Raw genomic sequence first — 21,295 nt, 5'->3', positions numbered from 1 at the left:
GAAAGCGGAACGGGAAAGGGGCGCAACCGGCCGGTTGCGCCCCTTATCCCTTGCCTGATCCGGCCGATCAGCCGGATTCCAGCATATCCATCAGCGCGCTCATCCGCGACAGCTTGCCGGGATCGGGCGCGGCCGGACGTTCGGCGACATGGGCCGCCAAAGCCCGCAAGCTGGCGTTGCCGAAGATCTGGCCGGGCGACAGGGCGATCCCGAAGTCGCACCGCAGACGGGCGATCAGTTGCACCGCCAGCAGCGAATGGCCGCCCAGCTCGAAGAAGTCGTCGTCCAGGCCGACCCGCTCGACCCGCAGCAGCTCCTCCCACAGGGCGGCCAGCCGACGCTCCAGATCCGTGGAGGGCGGTACATGGCTCCGCTGCCTCAACTCGGGCTGGGGCAGCGCCCGCCGGTCGAGCTTGCCGCTGGGCGTCAGCGGCAGCCGGTCCAGCCGGACCCAGAGGGTGGGGACCATATGGTCGGGCAGCCGCTCCCCCAGCCGCCGGCGCAGCAACGGCCAGAGGGCATCGCCTTGCCGGTCTTCCTCCGCGGCGGGGACGATATAGGCGCAGAGCTGCCCGCCACCGGGGCCTTCGACCGCGGCGACCGCCGCATCCCGGACTGCCGCCTCCGCCTGCAGCGCCGCCTCGATCTCCCCCAGTTCGATGCGCAGGCCGCGGATCTTCACCTGCTGGTCGATGCGGCCGAGATACTCGATCACGCCGTCCTCACGATGGCGGGCGAGGTCGCCGCTGCGGTAGAGCCGTCCGCCCGGCTCGCCGAAGGGATCGGGGACGAAGCGGTCGGCGGTCAGGCCCGGCTGGCGGTGATAGCCGCGCCCGACCCCGATGCCGCCGATGTGCAGTTCGCCCGCCACCCCCGGCGGCACCGGGCAGCCGCGGCCATCCAGGATGTAGAGGCGAAGGCCGGGCACCGGCCGCCCGGTCGGGATGTCGGCCGCGATGCCGTCCCAGCGATGGAAGGCGACGACGTCCGCGCATTCGGTCGGGCCGTAGCTGTTGTGGATGCGCGGCATCGACCCACCCCGCCTGTCCAGCCAGGGACGCAGCGCATCGGTGCGGATCGGCTCGCCGCCCAGGATCACGTCGCGCAGGGACTCCAGCTCCCCATCCCGTTCCAGCGCCACCAGCGGCTGGAAGGTGCTGGGGGTGGCGTTCAGCGCGGTGATGCCGTGCCGGGCGATCCACTCCAGAAGCTGTTGCGGGTCGTAGCCGTCGCCCGCCATGTGCAGCTGACCGCCGGTCAGGAGCGGTGCGAACAGGTTCTTCTGGGTCAGGTCGAAGGCGTGCGAACTCATCAGCAGCAGGCGGCTGCCGGCATCGAAGCCGACATGGTCGCAGTACCAGCGCATCAGGTTCACGAACCCGGCCTGCGTCACCCCGGCTCCCTTGGGCTGGCCGGTGGAGCCGGAGGTGTAGATCAGGTAGATCAGGTCGTCGGGCGTGCCGGCCGGCGGCAGGTCGTCGTCGGCGAAGGCCGCCAGCCGGTCCCGGTCGGCGTCGAGCCGGATCGCCGGCAGAGCGGTCGGCAAGGATATGCCGCCTTGCAACGCCTCCGAGGTCAGCAGCAGCGCTGCTCCGCCATCCTCCAGCATGTAGGCCAGACGCTGGGGCGGATAGCCGGGATCGAGCGGCAGATAGGCGGCGCCGGCCTTCAGAACCGCAAGAATGGCGACCACCAGCTCGGGAGAGCGTTCGAGCGCAATGGCGACCCGGTCGTCCGGCCCGATCCCCTCCGCGCGCAGCAGGCGGGCCAGCCGGTTGGCGCGGGCGTTCAAGTCACCATAGCTCAGGCTGCCGCCCGGATGGACCAGGGCGGTCGCTTCCGGCTTGCGGCGGACCTGGGCTTCGATGAGCTGATGCAGGCGCGGGATCGGAAGGGACGGGTGATTTGGATCGGTCAGGCCGCTCCACCTCTCCAGAACCTGGCGGCGGCGGTCGCCCTCCAGCAGTTCCAGCATTCCGACGCGGGTTTCGGCATTCGACGCCATGCGGTCCAGCAGTCCGCCGAACAGCTGTGACAGCTCCTCTGCATGACCGGCGTCGAAGTGGTCGCGCCGGTAGCCGAATGCAAAATCCAGCGCGCCGCCGGCCCGGACCGTCAGCGTCATCGCATAGTGGGTGTCATCGGCGGTTTCTGCGGAGCCGAACCTCAGGCTGTCGTCGGTCTGGTCCCTGATGGCCTCGTCGACCGGATAATTCTCGAACACGACGATGCTGTCGAACAGCGCCCGCGCACCGCCGCTGGTGCCGAGGCTGGCCCCGGCCCAGCGCTGCACCTCGTGCAGCGGCGTGTGCTCATGCTCGCGCAGTTCGAGGTTCCGCCGCTGCAGCCCGCGCAGCCACTCCCCGACCCGCTCGCCCGACGGCGGACGCTCCACCACCGGAAGCGTGTTGATGAACAGCCCGAGCGTCTCCTCGACCCCGGCAAGCTCCGCCGGACGCCCCGACACCGTCGCTCCGAACGCCACCGTCTCCTGACCGCCGTAGCGTTGCAGAAGCAGCGCCCACGCCCCCTGCACCAGCGTGCTCAGCGTCACCCGCTGCGCCTGCGCAAAGCCCTGCAGCCGCTGCGTCGCACCGCCATCCAGCCGCAGCCGCACCACGCCATGCCCCGCCTGCGGATCGCGGCAGGGCAGGCTGGCCGCCAGCAGCGTCGGCGCCTCCAGACCCGACAGGCGCCCGCGCCAGAACCGCTCCGACGCCGCTGCATCCTGCCGGCAGAGCCACGCGATGTAGTCGCGGTAACGGCCCGGCGCGCCGGTGACGGCCGCTCCCCGGTAGCGGCCCAGCGCCTCCGCCACCAGGCGCGCGCTGCTCCAGCCGTCCAGCAGCAGGTGATGGCTGGTCCACACCAGACGGTGCCGCCCCTGCCCAAGCCGGACCAGCAGAACACGCTGAAGCGGCGGACGCCCGAGCTCGAAGCCACGGGCACGGTCCTCCCGCGCCAGCCTCCCCAAAGCCTCCTCCAGCGTGTCACCGGCAAGCCCGATCTCCCGCCAGTCCAGCACCGACACCGCGTCGGGCACCCGCTCCCACACCGCCTGAAGCGGGGTCGACAGCGCGCCGCCCCACAGGAAGCCGGTGCGCAGCACCGCATGGCGGGACGTCACCCAGGCCCAGGCCGCGGCGAACCGCTCCTCCTCCAGGCCCTCGACCTCGACGGCGAGCTGCGTCACATAAGGGCTCTCGCCCTCCGCGGCGCCTTCCAGCGCGTGGAACAGCATGCCCTGCTGCATCGGGCTCAGCGGATAGAGGTCCTCCAGCTCGCGCGCCGGCAACGCCAGGGTGTCCAGCTGCCCCTGCGTCAGACCCGCAAGCGGAACGTCCGACGGCGTCAGCCCGCCCGCCGACGCCTCGCAATGCGCCACCAGTGCCCGCAGCTCCTCCGCATAGGCCGAAGCCAGCCCCTCCACCACCGCCGGCGCCAGGACGGACCGGCTGTAGCTCCAGTCGAACACAAGCTCCCCGTCATAGACCCTGCCGTCGATGCCCAGCCAATTGCCGAGCGGAGCGTCGGGATCGAGACGGGCTCCCGCCGGCTCGTCGGCCGGGACGAAGCGGGCCTGGGCATCGAAGCTGCCGTCGAACTGGCCGAGATAGTTGAAGGTCACCCGCGCCTCGGGCAGCGCCCGCAGCACCGCTTGGCTCTCCGCGTCGCCGAGATGGCGCAGCACGCCGTAGCCAAGGCCGTTGGCCGGCACCGCCCGAAGCTGTTCCTTCACCGCCTTGATCGCCGCGCCGGGCTCCCCGCAGGGGTGCAGATGCACCGGATAGGCGGTGGTGAACCAGCCGACGCTGCGGCTGAGGTCCATCCCCGCCACAAGCTCCTCGCGGCCATGCCCCTCCAGTTGCACCAGCGCCGAGCCCGCGCCGCTCCACCGGCACAGAACCCGCGCCAGCGCCGTCAGCAGCAGGTCGTTCACCCGCGTCCGGTAGGCCGCAGGCGCCGACGACAGCAGCCGCTTCGTCCAGCCCGCATCCAGCCGCGTCCGCGCAACCGCCGACTTCGCAACCGTCAGCGCATCGGCCGGCACCGGCTCCACCACGCCCGGCAGCCCGGCCGGAGCATCCCCCAGGCTGTCGCGCCACCAGGACAACTCATTCCGCAGCGCTTCGCTCGCGGCGTGGCTGCGCAGGGCCTCGCCCCAGGATTGGAAGGACGCCGTCTTGGCCGCAAGCGCCACCGGCCCGCCCCGCTCCAGCTGGGTGCAGGCCAGCTGCAGATCCTCCAGCAGCACGCGCCAGGACACGCCGTCCACCACCAGGTGATGGATCGCCAGCAGCAGGCGTTGGCAACCGTCATCCCCGCGCTCGACCAGCAGGGCGCGCAGCAGCGGGCCATGCTCCAGCTCCAGGCTGCGCTGGGCCTCCTCGCACAGCCGCTCCTGTGCCGTGGCATCGGCGGCGGAGCGCTGCCACAGCAGCAGCGGCAGCGCAGCGGGCGCCAGATGCTCCGCGCGTCCATCCGTCGCGAAGACCAGCCGCAGGGCGTCGTGATGGGCGACCAGGGCCGCCAGCGCACGCTCCAGCAGCGCCGGATCGACGGGCCGGCGCAGGCGCAGCAGCACGGACTGGTTCCAGTGGCTGCGGTTGGGGATCGCCTCCTCGAAGAACCAGCGCTGGATCGGCGTCAGCGCCAGCGCGCCGGTGACGAGGCCCTGCTCGGCTGTCGGAGCCGCTGTGGTGTCGCTGCGGGCGGCACGGGCGAGCGCCTCCAGGGTCTGATGCTCGAAGACGTCGCGCGGGGTGAAGGACAGGCCGTGGCGACGGGCGCGGCTGACCAGCTGGATGGAGAGGATGGAGTCGCCGCCCAGCTCGAAGAAATTGTCGGTGACGCCGACGCTCTCCAGCCGCAGCAGCTCGCACCACAAGGCCGCCAGGGCGCGCTCGGCCTCGCTGCGCGGAGCCACCTGGGCCGCCGACGAGACCACCTCCGGCTCCGGCAGGGCCTTGCGGTCGAGCTTGCCGTTGGGGGTCAGCGGCAGCCGCTCCAGCACCAGGATGTGGGACGGAACCATGTAGTCCGGCAGCGCCGCCTTCAGCCCGGCGCGCAGCCGCTCGACGAAGCCGTCATCCGTCCGAGCCGCCGGCACGACATAGCCGACCAGCCGCTTGCCGGAGCTGCCGTCCCGTGCCACCACCGCCGCCTCGCGCACGCCCTCCTGCGCCCGCAGCCGGGCCTCCACCTCGCCCAGCTCGATGCGGAAGCCGCGGATCTTCACCTGATGGTCGATGCGGCCGACATACTCGATCACCCCGTCCGCCCGCTGGCGCACGAGGTCGCCGGTGCGGTAGAGCCGGCCGCCGTCCCCGGCGAACGGATCGGCCACGAAGCGCTCCGCCGTCAGGCCGGGGCGGTTCAGGTAGCCGCGCGCCAGACCGGACCCGCCGAGATACAGCTCGCCGACCGCTCCGGCCGGCAGCGGGTTCAGCGAGCCGTCGAGCACCAGCGCCCGACGCTCGCCGATGGTGCGGCCGATGGGGGCGGTTCCGGCCTGCCCCTTTCCGCCGGCCTTCCAGACCAGCGGAGTGATCACTGCCTCGGTCGGCCCATAGGCGTTGAAGACAGCGTCGACCCAGCCGGCAAGACGGCCGGCGAGCGACAGGTCCCAGGCCTCGCCACCGAGGATACAGGCGCGCAGACGATGGCCGGGCATGGCTGCCGAGAGAGCCTCGGCATGGTGGGCGAGATAGGCCGGCGGCAGGTCGGCGACGGTGACGCCGTCGCGCCGGATCAGCGCCGCCAGCCGTTCCGGCGTGGAATCGGCCATGGCGCCGAGAACGACGCCGGCCCCGGCCAGCAGGGGCATCAGGATCTGTTCGCTCGCGGCATCGAAGCCGAAAGAGGCGAAATGCAGCAGCTGGTCCCCGGCAGTCATCCCGTAAGCCTCGGCCGCAGCCAGACAGTGGCGGGCGAGCGCCCCGTGGGAGACCATGACGCCCTTGGGCGTCCCGGTCGAACCGGAGGTGTAGATCAGATAGGCCAATGCCGTGTCCAGCGGCGCCGGAGGAGTGCCCTCGGCCTCCGGCCCGTCCACACATGCCCCGTCGGTGTCCAGCGTCAGGCAGGTCAACCCGGCCGGCACCGACCCAAGCACGCTGTCCTGTGCCAGCATCAGAATCATGCCGCTGTCGGCGATCATACCCGCCAAACGGTCGCGGGGAAGCCGGGGATCGAGCGGCACATAGCCCCCGCCCGCCTTCAAAATCGCCAGCAGGGCGACCACCATGGCGGGCGACGGCTCGACCGCCAGCCCAACCCGGACATCCGGTCCGACACCCAGCGCGCGGAGCCGCCGGGCCAACCGGTCCGACCGGTCCTTCAAGGCACCGAAGGTCACCGGCCGTCCATCGGCCACCAGGGCGACGGCTTCGGGAGTCTCCGTCGCGCGGACATCGAACTGCGTCGCGGGCGACAGGCCGGCCCCCGGAATCGTCCATGCGGACAGGGCAGGCGTGGCGTCCGCGCGGTCGTCGGCCGTCAGGCGGATGGTGGCGAGGGAACCACCCTCCTCCGCGGCGAAGGCGGCGAGGATGCGCCGGTAATCCTCCGCCATCGCGGCGATCCGCTCCGCCGCAAAACGGCCGGCAGCGTAGCGCAGATCGCAGCGAATGCACCCACCGTCATCCTCCTCGACCTCGAGCGACAGGTCGAACAGGGCGACGCGGGGACCGCCGGGCAGGGGCTTGATCGTCAGCCCGGCGATCCGATCCAGCGCCGACAGCCGGCGATGCTGATGGTTGAACATCACCTGGAACAGCGGATTGCGGTCGAGCCGGCGTTCCGGCTTCAGGGCGTCCACCAGATGCTCGAAGGGCAGATCCTGGTTGGCCTGGGCGTCGGCCGACCGGCCGCGGACCTGCGCCAGCACCTCATGCAGTCCGAGCCCGCCATGCAGGTCCGCACGGACGACCAGACTGTTCACGAACAGGCCGATCAAGCGCTCGGTCTCGGCACGGTGACGCCCGGCGACCGGCACCCCCACCCGCAAGTCACCCTGCCCGGTGTGGCGGCAAAGCAGAATCAGAAAGGCTGCCAGCAGAAGATTGGCGACGGTCGCCCCCTCCTTGCCCGCCACGCTGCGCAGCCGGACGGTCAGGGCATCGTCGAGGAGGATCGGGATGCCGGCCTCGCGCCGGTCATGCCCCTGCTGGCCATCCCCGACATCCTCTTCGTCGCGCGGAAGCATCAGCTCCGGCTGCTCGTCGCCGAGCAAGCCACGCCAATGATCCAGTTGGCGGGCGCCTTCGCCGCTGCGCAGGAGCCGGTCCTGCCACAACGCATGGTCGGCATACTGGATCGGCAGCGCGTGAAGCCCGGCGTCCCGCCCCTCCCGCCGGGCGGCATAGAGGGCGGCGAACTCCTCCACCAGCCGGTTCACCGACCAGCCATCGGCGGCGATGTGGTGGAGCGTCAGAAAAAGCGCATGCTCCTCCTCGGCCAGCCGCACCAGCCGCAGGCGGACCGGCGGTGCCGCTTCCAGGTCGAAGGGAGTCGCAGCGGTTTCTTCTGCCAGGACTTTCAGCCGGACGTCCCGTTCCGCCGGCGCCAGGGCCGACAGGTCGGTCCAGCCGATGTCCGGCGGAACGGCGGGATGGACACGCTGCTCCGCCTCGCCGTCGCGGGCCGGGTAGCTGGTACGCAGCACCTCATGCCGGGCCAGGATATCGGCGAAGGCGCCGGCAAGCGCCTCCCGGTCGAGGTGGCCGGTCAGGCTCAGGCCGATCGGGATGTGGTATGCCCGGCTGCGGCGGTCGAGCTGCCAGAGAACCCACAGCCGCCGCTGAGCATGGGACAGCGGCAGCCGGTCCGGCCGGCGGCCCGACAGGATCGGCAGCCGGGCGAAGGATATTCCCGTCTCGGCGAGGCGCCGGAGGAACTCCTCCTGCCGGTCGGCGGGCAATGCGTCGAGGCGCCGGGCGATCCGGTCGAGCGCGTCGGCCGGTTGCCGCGCCGGTTCGTGCTGGACGGGCGTGGTCATTGCGCGGCCTCCGGCGGCATGGCCTCGAGATCGGCTTCGAGGTCGGACAGCAGGGCGTCCATGCGGCCGATCTCCTCCTCGTCAGCGCCGTCCGCCTTTTCCCGGTCGATCCGTGCCGCCAGCGCAGCGAGGGTCGGCGCTTCGAACAGGGTGCGCAGGGGCAGATCCACGGCGAGGCCGTCGCGGATCTGTGCCGCCACCCGCGCCGCCAGCAGCGAGTGGCCGCCGAGCGCGAAGAAGTTGTCGGCGGCGCCGACACGCTCCACCCCCAGGATCGCGCGCCACACCTCCGCCAGCGCATGTTCGGTCGCCGTGGATGGTGGAACATGCACGACGCCGGCATCCGCCTCCGGCTCCGGCAGGGCCTTGCGGTCGAGCTTGCCGTTGGGGGTCAGCGGCAGCCGCTCCAGCACCAGGATATGGGCCGGAACCATGTAGTCCGGCAGATCACGGCCGAGATGCTCCCGCAACCGCCGCGGCAGCTCCGCTTCGGCAGCGGCGGCGACATAGCCGACCAGCCGCTTGCCGGAGCTGCCGTCCCGCGCCACCACCACCGCGTCCCGTACCGCCGGATGCCCGCGCAGCGCAGCCTCGATCTCGCCAAGCTCGATTCGCAGGCCGCGGATCTTCACCTGATGGTCGATGCGCCCGACATACTCGATCACCCCGTCGCCGCGACGGCGCGCCAGATCGCCCGTCCGGTACATCCGTCCGCCGTCCCCGGCGAACGGATCGGCCACGAAACGCTCCGCCGTCAGCCCGGCCCGCCGATGGTAGCCGCGCGCCAGGCCGGCGCCGGCGATGTAAAGCTCGCCGACCGCCCCTGCCGGCAGCGGGTTCAGGCACTCGTCCAGCACATAAAGCCGCAGATTGTCGATCGCCACGCCGATCGGCACACTGCCGCCCGCTCCGGCCTCCCCGGCCCCGCCCGATCGGCAGGTCCAGTGGCTGACATCGATCGCCGCCTCCGTCGGGCCGTACAGGTTGTACAGCCCCACCCCGGGCAGCCGGGCGAACAGCCGGTCCTGCAATGCCGCAGGCAGCGCCTCGCCGCTGCACACCACCCGGCGCAGGCAGGTGCACTGCTCCACCCCCGGCTCCTCCAGGAAGGCCTGCAGCATGGAGGGCACGAAATGCAGCGTGTCGATCGACTGCTCGCGGATCAGCGCCACCAGCCGGGCCGCGTCGCGGTGCGCGCCAGGAGCCGCCACCACCAGATGCGCCCCCACCATCAGCGGCCAGAAGAACTCCCAGACCGAGACGTCGAAGCCGAACGGCGTCTTCTGCAGCACCCGCTCGCCCGGCGCCAGCCCGTAGGCCTTCTGCATCCAGGCCAGCCGGTTCAGCAGGGCGCCATGGCTGTTGCCCGCCCCCTTGGGCGTGCCGGTGGAGCCCGAGGTGTAGATCAGGTAGGCGAGGTTGTCCGGCTGCAGCCCGGAGACCGGCGGCGTGTCCGGCAGCCCGGCGGTGTCCTCGGCGTCGAGCAGCAGCAGGCGCACGGCCTGGGGCACCACCCCGCCGCCCAGCCGGCCGGCAAGGTGGCTTTGGGTGAGCAGCAGGGCGATGCCACCGTCCGCAGCCATGGCCTTGAGACGGGCCGGCGGCAGTTCCGGGTCGAGCGGCAGATAGGCGCCGCCGGCCTTCATCACCGCCAGCAGGCCGACGACCAGCTCCAGCGAGCGCTCCGCGGCGACGCCGACCGTCACCTCCGGCCCGACGCCCAGCGCCTGCAGCCGGTGGGCCAGCCGGTTCGCCTGCGCCTCCAGCTCGGCATAGCTCAGCGTCCGCCCGCCGAAGCTCACCGCCGGAAGACCGCCATGCACACCAGCCTGACCGGAGATCAGCTCGGGAACAAGCGGACCGGCCGGATGACGGGGGGTGGGCAGCACCTCCGGCCAGTCGGCGGCGTCGAGGACCGGCAGATAGCCCAGCGTCACCGTGGGCGCCTCGACCACGCCGTGGAGGATACGCTCCAGATGGCTGCGGAAGCGCTGGACCGTCGCCTCGTCGAACAGGTCGGTGGCATGGATCAGGGTCGCACGCAGGGAGCCATCGGCCTGCTCCTCGCTGTGCAGCGACAGGTCGAACTGGGCGGCGTGGTGAAGCCGCGGATACTCGGCGATGTCCAGGCCAGGCAGGTGGCGCAGCGCGTCGGAACGCGGCCGGCTGTGGCTGGCCATCACCTGGAACAGCGGGTTGCGGTCGAGGCTGCGGTCGGGTTGCAGGACCTCCACCAGGGCGTCGAAGGGCAGCTCCTGGTTGGCCTGGGCCGCCAGGACTTCATCGCGCACATGGGCCAGGAAGCGGTCGAAGGGCAGGCGCCCGTCGGGTTCGATGCGCAGGACCTGGGTGTTGGCGAAAAAGCCGATCAGCCCTTCCAACTCGACCCGTCCGCGGTTGGCGGTCGGCACGCCGATCCGCAGATCGGATTGGCCGCCGTGGCGGTGCAACAGGGCGGCGAAGGCGGCGAGCAGGACCATGAAGAGGCTCGCCCCCTGTTCCCGCCCGACGGCGACCAGACCGGCAACCAGGGAGGCATCCAGTTGGAACTCCACCGCCGCGCCGCGATGGCTCTGCATCGGCGGGCGCGGACGGTCGGCCGGCAGATCGAGCGCCGGCTGTTCGCCGCCCAGCCGCCCCCGCCAATGGTCGAGCTGCCGACGCGCTTCGGCGCCCTCCATCCAGCGCTCCTGCCATGCGGCATAGTCGGCATATTGGAGCGGCGGCGGCGGCAGTGCCACCGGCTGGCCGGCCGCCAGCAGCGCATAGGTTTGGGCGATCTCATCCACCAGGACGTTCATCGACCAGCCGTCGGAGATGATGTGGTGCATCGCCAGGGACAGCGCATGCTTGTCCCCGCCCGGCAGGCGGAACAGCCGCAACCGCAGCAGCGGCCCCCGTTCCAGGTCGAAGGGACGGGCTGCCTCGCCGCGCAGCCGGCTTTCCAGCAGCGCGGCGTCTTCCAGCGCCTCGACCGTCCAGTCGAAGGCGGGATCCGCGTCGATGACCTGCCGGGGCTCGCCGCCCCGATCGATGAAGCGGGTGCGCAGTGTCTCGTGCCGCATGGACACCAGCGCGAAGGCCCGCCGCAGGCTTTCGCTATCGAGCCGGCCGCGCAGGCGGAGCGCCGTCGAGATGGTGTAGGCCGTGCTGGCAGGGTCGAGGCGCCACAGGAACCACAGGCGGCGCTGGGTGGAGGACAGGGACAGGCTGTCGCCACGCGGCACGGCGGGTATCGCCGCCTCTTCCGGCACGACCTGCGGCTCCGCGGCCGGGGCCGGGGCTGGAACCGGAGCGCTGCCTTGCGCCCGGGCATCCAACAGGACGGCGAGCGCGCGGATGCTCTGCGCCTCGAACAGCTGTTTCGGGGTGAACTTCAATCCTTGCTTGCGGGCGCGGGCGATCAGCTGCAGGCTGAGAATCGAATCGCCGCCCAGGGCGAAGAAGCTGGCGCCGACATCCACCGCCTCACGCTTCAAGACCTCGGTCCAGATGCGGGCGAGGCGTTGCTCCGTCTCCGTCATCACGTTTTGAGGCGCCGGTTCGGCGGCGGCCGGGACCGGCAGGGCCTTGCGGTCCGGCTTGCCGTTGGCGGTCAGCGGCAGGCGGTCCAGCGTCACCCAATGGGCCGGGACCATGTGATCCGGCAGCAGGCCCGCAGCCGTCTCGCGCAGGGCCGCGATATCGGGCTTTGCGGCGGAAGGCACGCAATAGGCGATCAGCTGCCCGGCGGCCGGGCCATGGTCGGCGGTGCCGGCGACCACCAGCACGTCCGCCAGTCCGGGCAGGGACTTCAGGATCAGGGCGACCTCTCCGGGCTCGACGCGGTGGCCGCGGATCTTCACCTGATCGTCGAGGCGGCCGACGAACTCCAGAACTCCGTCCCGGCGCAGGCGGACACGGTCGCCGGTGCGGTAGAGCCGGTCGCCCGGCCGGCGCGGCTGCGGATCGGGAACGAAGCGGGCCGCGGTCAGGGCCGGCTGGCCGAGATAGCCGTCGGCAAGGCTGTCGCCGCCGAGGTACAGCTCGCCGACGGCCCCGGGAAGCGCCGGCTCCAGGTCGGCGTCGAGCACGCAGGCGCGGACATCCGCCAGCGGCAGGCCCAGCGGAACGACAGGCGGCACGGCTGCCGGAATCTCGTGGGTGAGGACGCCGACCGTCGTCTCGGTCGGGCCATAGTGGTTGAGGACGCGCAGGCCCGGCCGCAACCGCCGCACCCGTTCCACCAGCCCGCCGTCGCAGGCCTCTCCACCCAGGACCAGCAGATCCCGCGGCAGCACGTCGGCGGCGCGGTCGGCATGGAGCAGGCCGCGCAGATGGCTCGGCACGATCTTCAGGACCCCGGCGCCGCACGCTGCCATCCAGCCGGCGAAGCGGTCGGCATCGCGCGCGGTGGCGTCGTCGGCCAGATGCAGGGCGCCGCCGTGGCAGAGCGCGCCGAACAGCACCGTGTGCCCCAGGTCGGCGGCGACGGTCGAGGCCATCGCCATGGAGGTGCCCTTCGGCACGGCCAGACGCTCCAGAACGCCGCACAGATAGCTCCCGAGCGCGCCGTGGCTGACGACGACCCCCTTGGGTTCGCCGGTCGAGCCGGAGGTGTAGATGACGTAGGCCGGAAGCGCTCCGGCCGGGACCGGGCCGTCGAAGCGGTCCGGCCTTGCCGCGATGTGCGGACCGTCGAGGTCGAGGCAAGGCAGCCCGGTCGCCTGCGCGGCGGCCGATGTCGCCCCCGCCGCGACGGCACGGCGGGCACCGCTGGACAGGGCGAGGCGGCGCAGCCGCTCCGCCGGCTGGAACGGATCGAGCGGCACATAGGCGGCTCCGGCCTTCATGACGCCGAGCAGCGCGGCGATCAGGCCGCAGGAGCGCTCGAAACACAACAGCACCCGGTCGCCCGGCCGGACGCCGGCTTCGCGCAGCTCGTTCGCCAGCCGGTTGGCAAGGCCGTCCACCTCACGCACGGTGAGCGTCCGCCCGTTGTCGCACACCGCGACGGCTTCCGGATCGGCCGCGACACGGGCGTTCCACAGCTCCAGCACGCCCGGCGCCGGATCGCGCCGGCTGACGGCCTCGCCGGCCGGAGCGCAGCCTTGCGGACGCAGGCGCCAGAGCGGGGCGTCGGGCTGGCGCAGGACGGCATCCAGCAGACCGCGATAGTCGGCGACCAGACCCTCCACGCTCGCGACGTCGAACAGGTCGCGGGCATAGGTCATCGAGCCGTGCAAATCCTCCGGGGCATCGGCGATATCCAGCGCCAGGTCGAAATGGGCGCCCAGGAACTCGGTCGGTTCGGGCGCCAGCGCCAGCCCCTCCGGTGCCGGCAGGGTGGAGGTGTCGAAGCCGTAGTTGAACTTCACCTGGAACAGCGGGTTGTGGCTGAGGCGGCGTTCGGGCTGGAGCGCCTCGACCAGCTGTTCGAAGGGCAGATCCTGATGCGCCTGGGCCTCCAGCGCGGTGTCGCGCAGCCGGGCCAGCAGGGTGCCGAAGCCCTCGCGGCTGTCCAGCCGGCTGCGCAGGACCAGGGTGTTGACGAAGAAGCCGACCACCCCTTCCGTCTCTTTGCGGTTGCGGTTGGCGAAGGGCACGCCGACCCGCAGGTCGGTCTCGCCGCTATGATGCATCAACAGCAGCTTGAAGGCGGCCAGCAGCAGGACGAAGGGGGTCACGCCGCGGGCCTGGGCCAGCGCCTTCAGGTCGCGGCTGCGCCGCCCGCCCAGCCGGAAGGCCACCGTGCCGCCATGGGCGCCCAGCACCGCCGGACGCGGCCGGTCGAACGGCAGCGACAGGACCGGGTGCTCGGTGCCGAGCCGGTCGCGCCAGTAGGCGAGCTGCCGGTCGCGCTCCCCGGCCTCCAGCCAGTCGCGCTGCCACTGGGCGTAATCGGCATACTGGACCGGCAGCGCCGGCAGGTCGGGCGGGCATCCGGCCCGCAGGGCGTCGTAGCTGCTGGCGAATTCCGCCAGGAAGCGCTCCACCGACCAGCCGTCGGCGACGATGTGGTGCAGGGTGACCAGCAGCAGATGCTCCGCCGCCGCCAACCGCACCAGCGTCAGCCGCAGCAGCGGCCCGGTGCCGAGGTCGAAGGGGGCCAGCGCCTCCTCGCGCACCAGATCCCGTGCGCGCGCCTCGCGTTCGGCAGGGGCAAGCGCCGACAGGTCGATGGCGGCGAGCACCGGCGCCAGCCGGGGATGGATGACCTGGACGGGCTGGCCGTCATGCTCGGCGAAACTGGTGCGCAGCGCCTCGTGCCGGTCCGACAGATGGGCGAACACCGCCTCCAGCAGGACGGGGTCGAGCGGCCCGGTCACCCGGATGGCGCCGGGAATGTTGTAGGCCGCTCCGCCGGGGTCCATCCGCCAGAGGAACCACAGCCGCTGCTGCGCATAGGAGAGCGGCAGCGGCGCCGACCGGTCGGCGCGGGGAATCGGAAGCCGGGTATGGATGTCGATGCCCTTGGCGGCCAGAACGGCGGCGAGCGCCCGGCGCTGGCTGTGCGACAGACCGTCGAGGGAGATGGCCGGGACGGTCGGCTGGGACGGAGTGGACGGGCTGCGGGTCATCGGGCGGTCCCCGTATTGGCACTGTCTGTATTGGCGCCGCCGGTCAGGGCGGCATCCGCGAGCGCGTTCAGTTCGACCTCCGACAGGCCTTCGATGGCCTTCAGCGCGGCGGTCAGCTCGTCTTCGATGGCGGATGCGGCGGCCGGCTGGGCGGCGGCACGCCGCTCCTCCACCCGGCGGGCAAGGCTCCGCAGGACGGGCGCCTCGAACAGGGCGCGGATGTCCAGCGTCACCCCCAGATCGGCCGCGATGCGCGAGGCCACCTGGGTCGCCAGCAGCGAATGGCCCCCCAATTCGAAGAAGTCGTCGTCCAGGCCGACACGGGTGAGGCCAAGCACCTCCGCCCAGATGGCGGCCAGCGCCTGCTCCACCGGGCTTTCCGGCGGGACATGGGCGGCGGCGGTCACCTGCATGGGCTGGTCATGGTCGGCCAGCCGGTCGCGGTCCAGCTTGCCGTTGACGGTCAGCGGCAGCCGGTCGACGCGCAACAGCTGGGAGGGCACCATATGCGCCGGCAGGCTGCCGCGCAGGGCGGACAGCAGGTGCGGCGCGAAGGACCGCCGCTGCCGGGCGAGCAGAGGGTCGCTGCACTGCGCGCGCCAGCCGCCGGCAGTCGCCGGTTCGGACACCGCCGGGGAACGCTCCAGCCGCGCCGGATCGAAGATCTCCACGTCGAAGCGGCCGTCCGCATCGCCGGCACCGTCCGGACCGACGCTCCAGCCGATGCGGGCGCGGTAGCCATGCGCCTCGGCGAGCGCCCGGTAGGCGTCGGGATCGGCGCCGGCGGGGTCCAGCCGGTCGATCCGCTCCCGCAATGCGTCTGCCGCGGGCGAGGATGCGGCGGACATCGCCGTCCAGGCGGCGAGGTCGCGGGCGAGCCGGCGGTTGGCGATCCCGGCGATCCGCAGGCCGGCGGGCCGCTCCTCCGCCAGCAGGCGGTCGAGGCGGGGCAGGTCTTCCCCGGCCTCGCGCCAGCCGCCGGCCGGCGCCACCTCCTCCGCACCGATGTGCAGGACGGCGTCGAAGCGGTAGCGGGTCAGCTCGTTGTCGGCCCGGCCGCGGCGCAGGTCGATGTCGATGCGGCCGATCCCCGGAATCCGGCCGCGCAGGGCGGCAAAGAAGCCGGGGGCGAGCAGCAGTTCGCCGTCCTCGGCCGTGGCGCGGACCACGCGGGCGCGCAGCTGGGCGGGGCTCGCCTGCGCCTCCGCCCGCCAGAGCGCCACCGACGCATGGAACAGCGGCTGGAGATGCAGCGGCCGCAGATCACCCAGGAAGATGCGCCCGCCCGGCCGCAAGGCCCGGACCGCTCCCTCCAGCACGCGCAGCAGATAGTCGCCGTCAGGAAAATACTGGGCGACGGAGTTGATGACGACGGTGTCGTAGCCGCCTTCCTCCACCCCGGCGAAATCGGTGGCCTCGCGCCGGCTGAGCCGGACATGGGCCAGTTCCGGCCTCCCGGCCGCCCAGGCGCCAAGATCGGCGATGGCCTGTGCCGAGAAGTCGGTTCCATGATAGACGGCGCAGTGCGGCGCCACCGCCTGGGTCAGCAGACCGACGCCGCAGCCGATCTCCAACAGCCGTTCGGGGGCCAAGGCCAGGATGCGCGCGACTGTGGCATCCAGCCATTCCCGCATCTGCGCCTCGGGGATCGGCCGGTCGTCGTAGCTGTCGTTCCAGCCGGTGAAGCCCGGTCCTGCCGCAGCGTCCGCGCGCGAATAGGTGCCGTCGAACACCGTGTTCCACTGCCCGACCAGCTCGCCGCTCACCTCCTCCGGCCGGTCGCGCAGGGCCGCCTCGTCGGCGACGGCATAGGCGACGAGACGGCGGTCGGCCGCATCGCCGCGCAGCAGCACGGCGGCGTCGGCGACGGCGGGCTGGCGGCGGATCGCCGCCTCGATCTCGCCCGGCTCGATGCGGAAACCGCGCAGCTTGATCTGCTGGTCGGCCCGGCCGAGATACTCGACCCGGCCATCGGGCCGAAAGCGCGCGAGATCGCCGCTGCGGTAGAGGCGCCCACCCGGATCGCCAAAGGAACCGCCGAAGGGATCGGCGACGAAACGCCCTGCGGTCAGGCCGGGACGGTTCAGATAGGCCCGCGCCAGCCCGGCTCCGCCGACATGGATCTCACCCGCCACGCCGGGCGGCACCGGCTGGAGATGCCGGTCGAGGAAGTACCAGCGCAGGTCGCCGAGCGGCATGCCGACCGGGGCACCGGCTTCCGGCTGGTCGGTTACCTCGCCGGGCTTCGGCAGGTCGGCCATGGCAAGCAGGCGATGGGTGACATGGACGGTGGTCTCGGTGATGCCGTACATGTTGACCAGCAGCGGACGGCTGTCGCCGAAATGCTCGAACCAGCCGCGCAGGCTCTCCATCTCCAGCGCTTCGCCACCGAACACCACCAGCCGGAGTGACAGGGAGTCGCGCGGCGAGCCCAGAGCCACCGGCACCAGCTGCCGGAAGGCGGACGGCGTCTGGTTCAGCACCGTCACTCCCTCGTCCCGCAGCAGGGCGAAGCAGTCGGCCGGCGACCGGCTGGTGTAGTAGGGCACCACCAGCAGCCGCCCGCCATGCAGCAGGGCGCCGAAGATTTCCCAGACCGAGAAGTCGAAGGCATAGGAATGGAACAGCGCCCAGACGTCGTGCCGGTCGAAGCGCATGTCGGGCGGGCAGGCATCGAACAGCCGCAGCACATTGGCATGGGTGACAGCCACGCCCTTCGGCTGGCCGGTGGACCCCGACGTGTAGATGCAGTAGGCGAGCGATCCGGCCCGGCCCAGGTCCGGTGGCGGTCCATCCGGCGGCGGTCCGTCCGGCGCGTCGGGCTCCTCGCCGACGCAGATCGCCTGCACACCATCGGCCAGCGGCAGCTTGCCGCGCAGATGGGCCTGGGTGACGACCAGCCCGATGCCGCTGTCGGCCTGCATGTAGAGCAGCCGGTCGGCGGGATAGGAGGGGTCGAGCGGCAGATAGGCGCCGCCCGCCTTCAGGATGCCGAGCATGCCGACGATCAGGTCGAAGGAGCGCTCCGCCGCCAGCCCGACCAGCCGGTCCGGCCCGACGCCGAGCCCGCGCAGCTGCCGCGCCAGCCGGTCGCTGCGGCGGTCGAGCTCGCCATAGCTCAGGGTCAGGCCATCGCAGGTCACGGCCGGGGCATCGGGATGCCGGTGCGCTTGGGCCGCGATGCGGGCATGTAGGCCGGGGGCGTCGGCCGGAAGCGGTGCCGGACGGCGGGCGATGTTGCGGACGGGGGCGTTCCAGCCGGCGACCAGCGCCGCCGTCTCCGCCGCATCCATCAGCGGCAGGCAGGTGACCGGCAGCGCCGGGTCGGCGACGATGCCGCGCAGCAGGGTCAGCCAGTGCCGCGCCATCCGCTCCACGCTTTCCGGCTCGAACAGGTCGAGGCTGTAGGTGAAGAAGGCGCCGAGCCGGCCGGTCCCGTCCGGTCCGGCCCGCTCGGTGGTGTGCAGGATCAGGTCGAACTGGGTGGCGAGCTGCAGATGCTCGACGGACTCCACCCGCAGGCCCGGCAGCCGGTCGAGACCGTCCAGCCGCTGCCACTGGTGGTCGTAGGCGGCCTGGAACAGCGGATGGTGGGCAAGGTCGCGCTGGGGCTGCAACTCCTCCACCAGCCGGTCGAAGGGCAGATCCTGGTTGGCCTGGGCGTCGAGCGCCGCCTCGCCGATCCGGCGGAGCAGCGCGTCGAAGGCGGGATCGTCCGACAGGTCGGCGCACAGCACCACCATGTTGACGAAGAAGCCGATCAGCCTTTCGCTGTCCACGCTGCGCCGGTTGGCCAGCGTGCAGCCGACGCGGATGTCGTCCTGGCCGGAATAGCGGTGCAGTAATGCCGCGTAGCTGGCGAGCAGCAGGGTCGGCAGCGTCACCCCCATCCGCCGCGCCAGCGCACGCAGGCCGGTGGCGAGCCCGTCGTCGATGGCGCAATGGACCGCCGCCCCGCGCTGGCTGCCGCCGGCGGAGCGCGGACGGTCGGCCGGCAGGTCCAGCACCGGCTGTCGGTCGCCCAGCCGGCCGGCCCAATAGGCGAGCTGGCGTGCCCCCTCCCCCGCCTCCAGCAGGTCGCGCTGCCAGCGGGCGACGTCGGCATACTGGACGGCCAGTGCCGGCAGCTCGGGCGCCCTGCCCTCGCAGCCGGCGGCATAGGCCTCGCCGAACTCGTCGAGCAGGACGTTCATCGACCAGCCGTCGGCGATGGCGTGATGCAGGGTGACCTGCAGATGATGGTCGTCGGCGTCGCAGGCGATCAGCTGCACCCGCATCAGCGGGCCGTCCACCAGATCGAAGGGCGCGCGGACCTCCTCCTCCAGCAGGCGGCGCAGCGCGGCTTCGCGGTCCCCGTCGCCGGACAGATCGGCGAGACGGACGGCGACCGGCAGCGTTCCGGCGGGCCGCACAAGCTGAACCGGCCGGCCGGCCTCCTCGCGGAAGACGGTGCGCAGGCTCTCGTGGCGACCGACCAGCACGTCGACCGCCGCCTGGACGAGATCGCGTCGCAGCGGCCCGCGCAGTTGGACCCGCCCGGAAATGGTGTAGCCGCAGTCCCGCGGGTCGAGCTTCCAGTTGAACCACATGCGGGCCTGGGCCGCCGACGGTTCGGCGATGCGCTCCGTCCCGCCTGTCTGCGGCGACGCCGCCCGGAGCATGGCGGGGACGGCGTTGGACAGCCGGCCGGCAAACTCCGCCAACGTCGGATGGCGGAACAGGTCGGCGACGTCGGCCGCCAGTCCGCAGCGCTCGCGCAGCCGGGCGACCACCTGCACCACCGACACGGAATTGCCGCCCAACGCGAAGAAATGGGCCCCGGCATCGGTGACGGCGGTTCCCAGCACCTCCGCCCAGACCGTGGCGACCTCGCATTCCCGCCCCGTCAGGGGACGGGGAGCGGTGTCCGCGGCCGAAGCCGCCGCTCCCCGGCGCTGGACATGAAAGGCCGGCAGTTCGCCCGCGTCGAGCAGGGACCGGCAGGCGGAGCGTTGCAGCTTGCCGCTGGAGGTCTTGGGCAGGGCGCCCGGCTCCAGCAGGGCGACCAGCGCCGGCGCCTCCTGGCAGGCGTCGGCCACCGCGGCGGCGATGGCGCCGCACAGCGCCTCCGGCGTCACCAGCTTCAGCACCGTCCTGCCGATCTCGGCGGCGATGCCGATCCCCTCGCGGCCATCCTGCTCGACGGCGAAGGCGGCGACCCGCCCCTTGCGGACGACCTCGACCTCTTCCTCGACGCTGCGCTCCAGATCCTGCGGATAGATGTTCTGGCCGCGCACGATCAGCATGTCCTTGAGCCGGCCGGTGACGAACAGCTCGCCGTCCTTCAGAAATCCCAGGTCGCCGGTGCGCAGCCAGACGATGCCGTCACGCTCGACGAAGCTGCGGGCCGTCGCCTCCGCATTGCTCCAATAGCCGTCGGCGATGCTGGGTCCGCCGGCCCAGATCTCGCCGACCGTTCCCTCTCCGACCTCCGCGCCGCTGGCCGGATCGACCAGCCGCACGGGATGATCGGGCTGCACATGGCCGCAGCCGGCCAGCACCGTCGCCGCCGCGCCGGCCGCCGCCGGCACCGCCCGGTTCGCCGCCAGCGCCGGCCCGTCGAACGGCGCCAGGGTGATGCCCTCCCCGCGCCGGCCGCCGGTGACGAACAGCGTCGCCTCGGCCAGCCCGTAGCAGGCGAAATAGGACCGGCGATCGAACCCCGCCGGGGCGAAGCGCTCGGCGAAGCGGGCCAGCGTGTCGGGACGGATCGGCTCGGAGCCGGAGAAGGCAAGGCGCCAGGACCGCAGATCCAGCCCCTCCAGCGCGCCGTCGGCGATGCGCTCGCAGCACAGGCGGAAGGCGAAGTCGGGCCCGCCGCTGATGGTGCCGCCATAGCGGCCGATGGCCTCCAGCCAGCGCCGCGGCCGCTCCAGGAAATAGCGCGGCGACATCAGCACGCAGGGAATGCCGGTGTGGATCGGCTGCAGCAGGCCGCCGATCAGGCCCATGTCATGGAACAACGGCAGCCAGCTGACGATGCAGTCGTCGGGGCCGATGCCGAAGCCGTGATGGATCAGCCGCTCGTTGGCGATCAGGGTGCCGTGGCTGACCCGCACCCCCTTGGGCGCCGAGGTGGAGCCGGAGGTGTATTGCAGGAAGGCGATGTCCTCGCCTGACAGCGGCGGCATCGACCAGTCGCCGGCAAGCCCGCCATCCACTCCGTCCACCGCCAGCAGCTCCGGCGTTCCGCCGCCCGCCATGGCCCGGCATGCCTCCAGCAGCATGCCGTGCAGGACCGAATCCGTCAGGATGAAGCGCGGCTGCGCATCGGCAAGGATGCCCTGGAGCCGGGCCAGATGCTGCGGCCGGACCGATTCCGGCGGATAGGCCGGCACGGCGATGACGCCGGCATAGAGGCAACCGAAGAAGGCGGCGACATAATCGGGACCGCTCGGCAGCAGCAGGACGGCGCGGTCGCCCGGCCCGGCCCGCCCGCGCAGGCGGACGGCGATGGCGCGCGCCCGCCGATCCAGCTCCGCATAGCTGAGCGGGTCGTCCGTCCCCTCGGCGATGAAGCGCAGGGCGATGCCGTCGGGCGTCTCCGCGGCCCGTCCGAGCAACGTGCCGACCAGCGTCTCGGCGGGGATGCGCGCAGGCCGGGCCGACGAAAGGGAGGCGGCGTCTGAACGGTTGTCCATGGGAGTCACCTGTGCAGGCAGAAGGGCGCGCCCCCGGCGGCCATGGGGCAGATCAT

At 72.2% G+C, this 21,295-nt stretch carries 3 protein-coding genes; all 3 read right to left on the bottom strand.

Going from position 1 to position 21,295, the window contains the following annotated elements:
- Positions 1-67: 67 nt before the first annotated feature.
- From AL072_RS22320 to AL072_RS22310, 3 genes are read right to left on the bottom strand one after another with little or no spacing between them, the layout of a single operon-like run.
- Positions 68-7,999, bottom strand: coding sequence for a non-ribosomal peptide synthetase (locus AL072_RS22320; RefSeq protein ID WP_052710262.1), 7,932 nt, complete (start codon positions 7,997-7,999; stop codon positions 68-70).
- Positions 7,996-14,559 carry a non-ribosomal peptide synthetase gene (locus AL072_RS22315; RefSeq protein ID WP_052710261.1) on the bottom strand — a complete coding sequence of 2,188 codons (6,564 nt, stop codon included), beginning with the start codon at positions 14,557-14,559 and terminating at the stop codon, positions 7,996-7,998. The genes AL072_RS22320 and AL072_RS22315 overlap by 4 nt, the downstream gene beginning before the upstream one ends.
- A complete protein-coding gene (locus AL072_RS22310) occupies positions 14,556-21,239 on the bottom strand; it encodes a non-ribosomal peptide synthetase (protein ID WP_045584373.1) in 6,684 nt (2,227 codons plus the stop codon). Before AL072_RS22310 ends, AL072_RS22315 begins: the two co-directional genes overlap by 4 nt.
- Between the last annotated feature and the right edge of the window lie 56 nt (positions 21,240-21,295).

The sequence above is a fragment of the Azospirillum thiophilum genome, from assembly GCF_001305595.1.
Taxonomy (GTDB): Bacteria; Pseudomonadota; Alphaproteobacteria; order Azospirillales; family Azospirillaceae; genus Azospirillum; species Azospirillum thiophilum.
This window is presented reverse-complemented; position numbering and strand designations above follow the sequence as displayed.

Coding starts and splice junctions, on each gene's coding strand:
- AL072_RS22310 (WP_045584373.1), bottom strand. CDS start 21,239: ATGGACAACCGTTCAGACGCCGCCTCCCTTTCGTCGGCCCGGCCTGCG.
- AL072_RS22320 (WP_052710262.1), bottom strand. CDS start 7,999: ATGACCACGCCCGTCCAGCACGAACCGGCGCGGCAACCGGCCGACGCG.
- AL072_RS22315 (WP_052710261.1), bottom strand. CDS start 14,559: ATGACCCGCAGCCCGTCCACTCCGTCCCAGCCGACCGTCCCGGCCATC.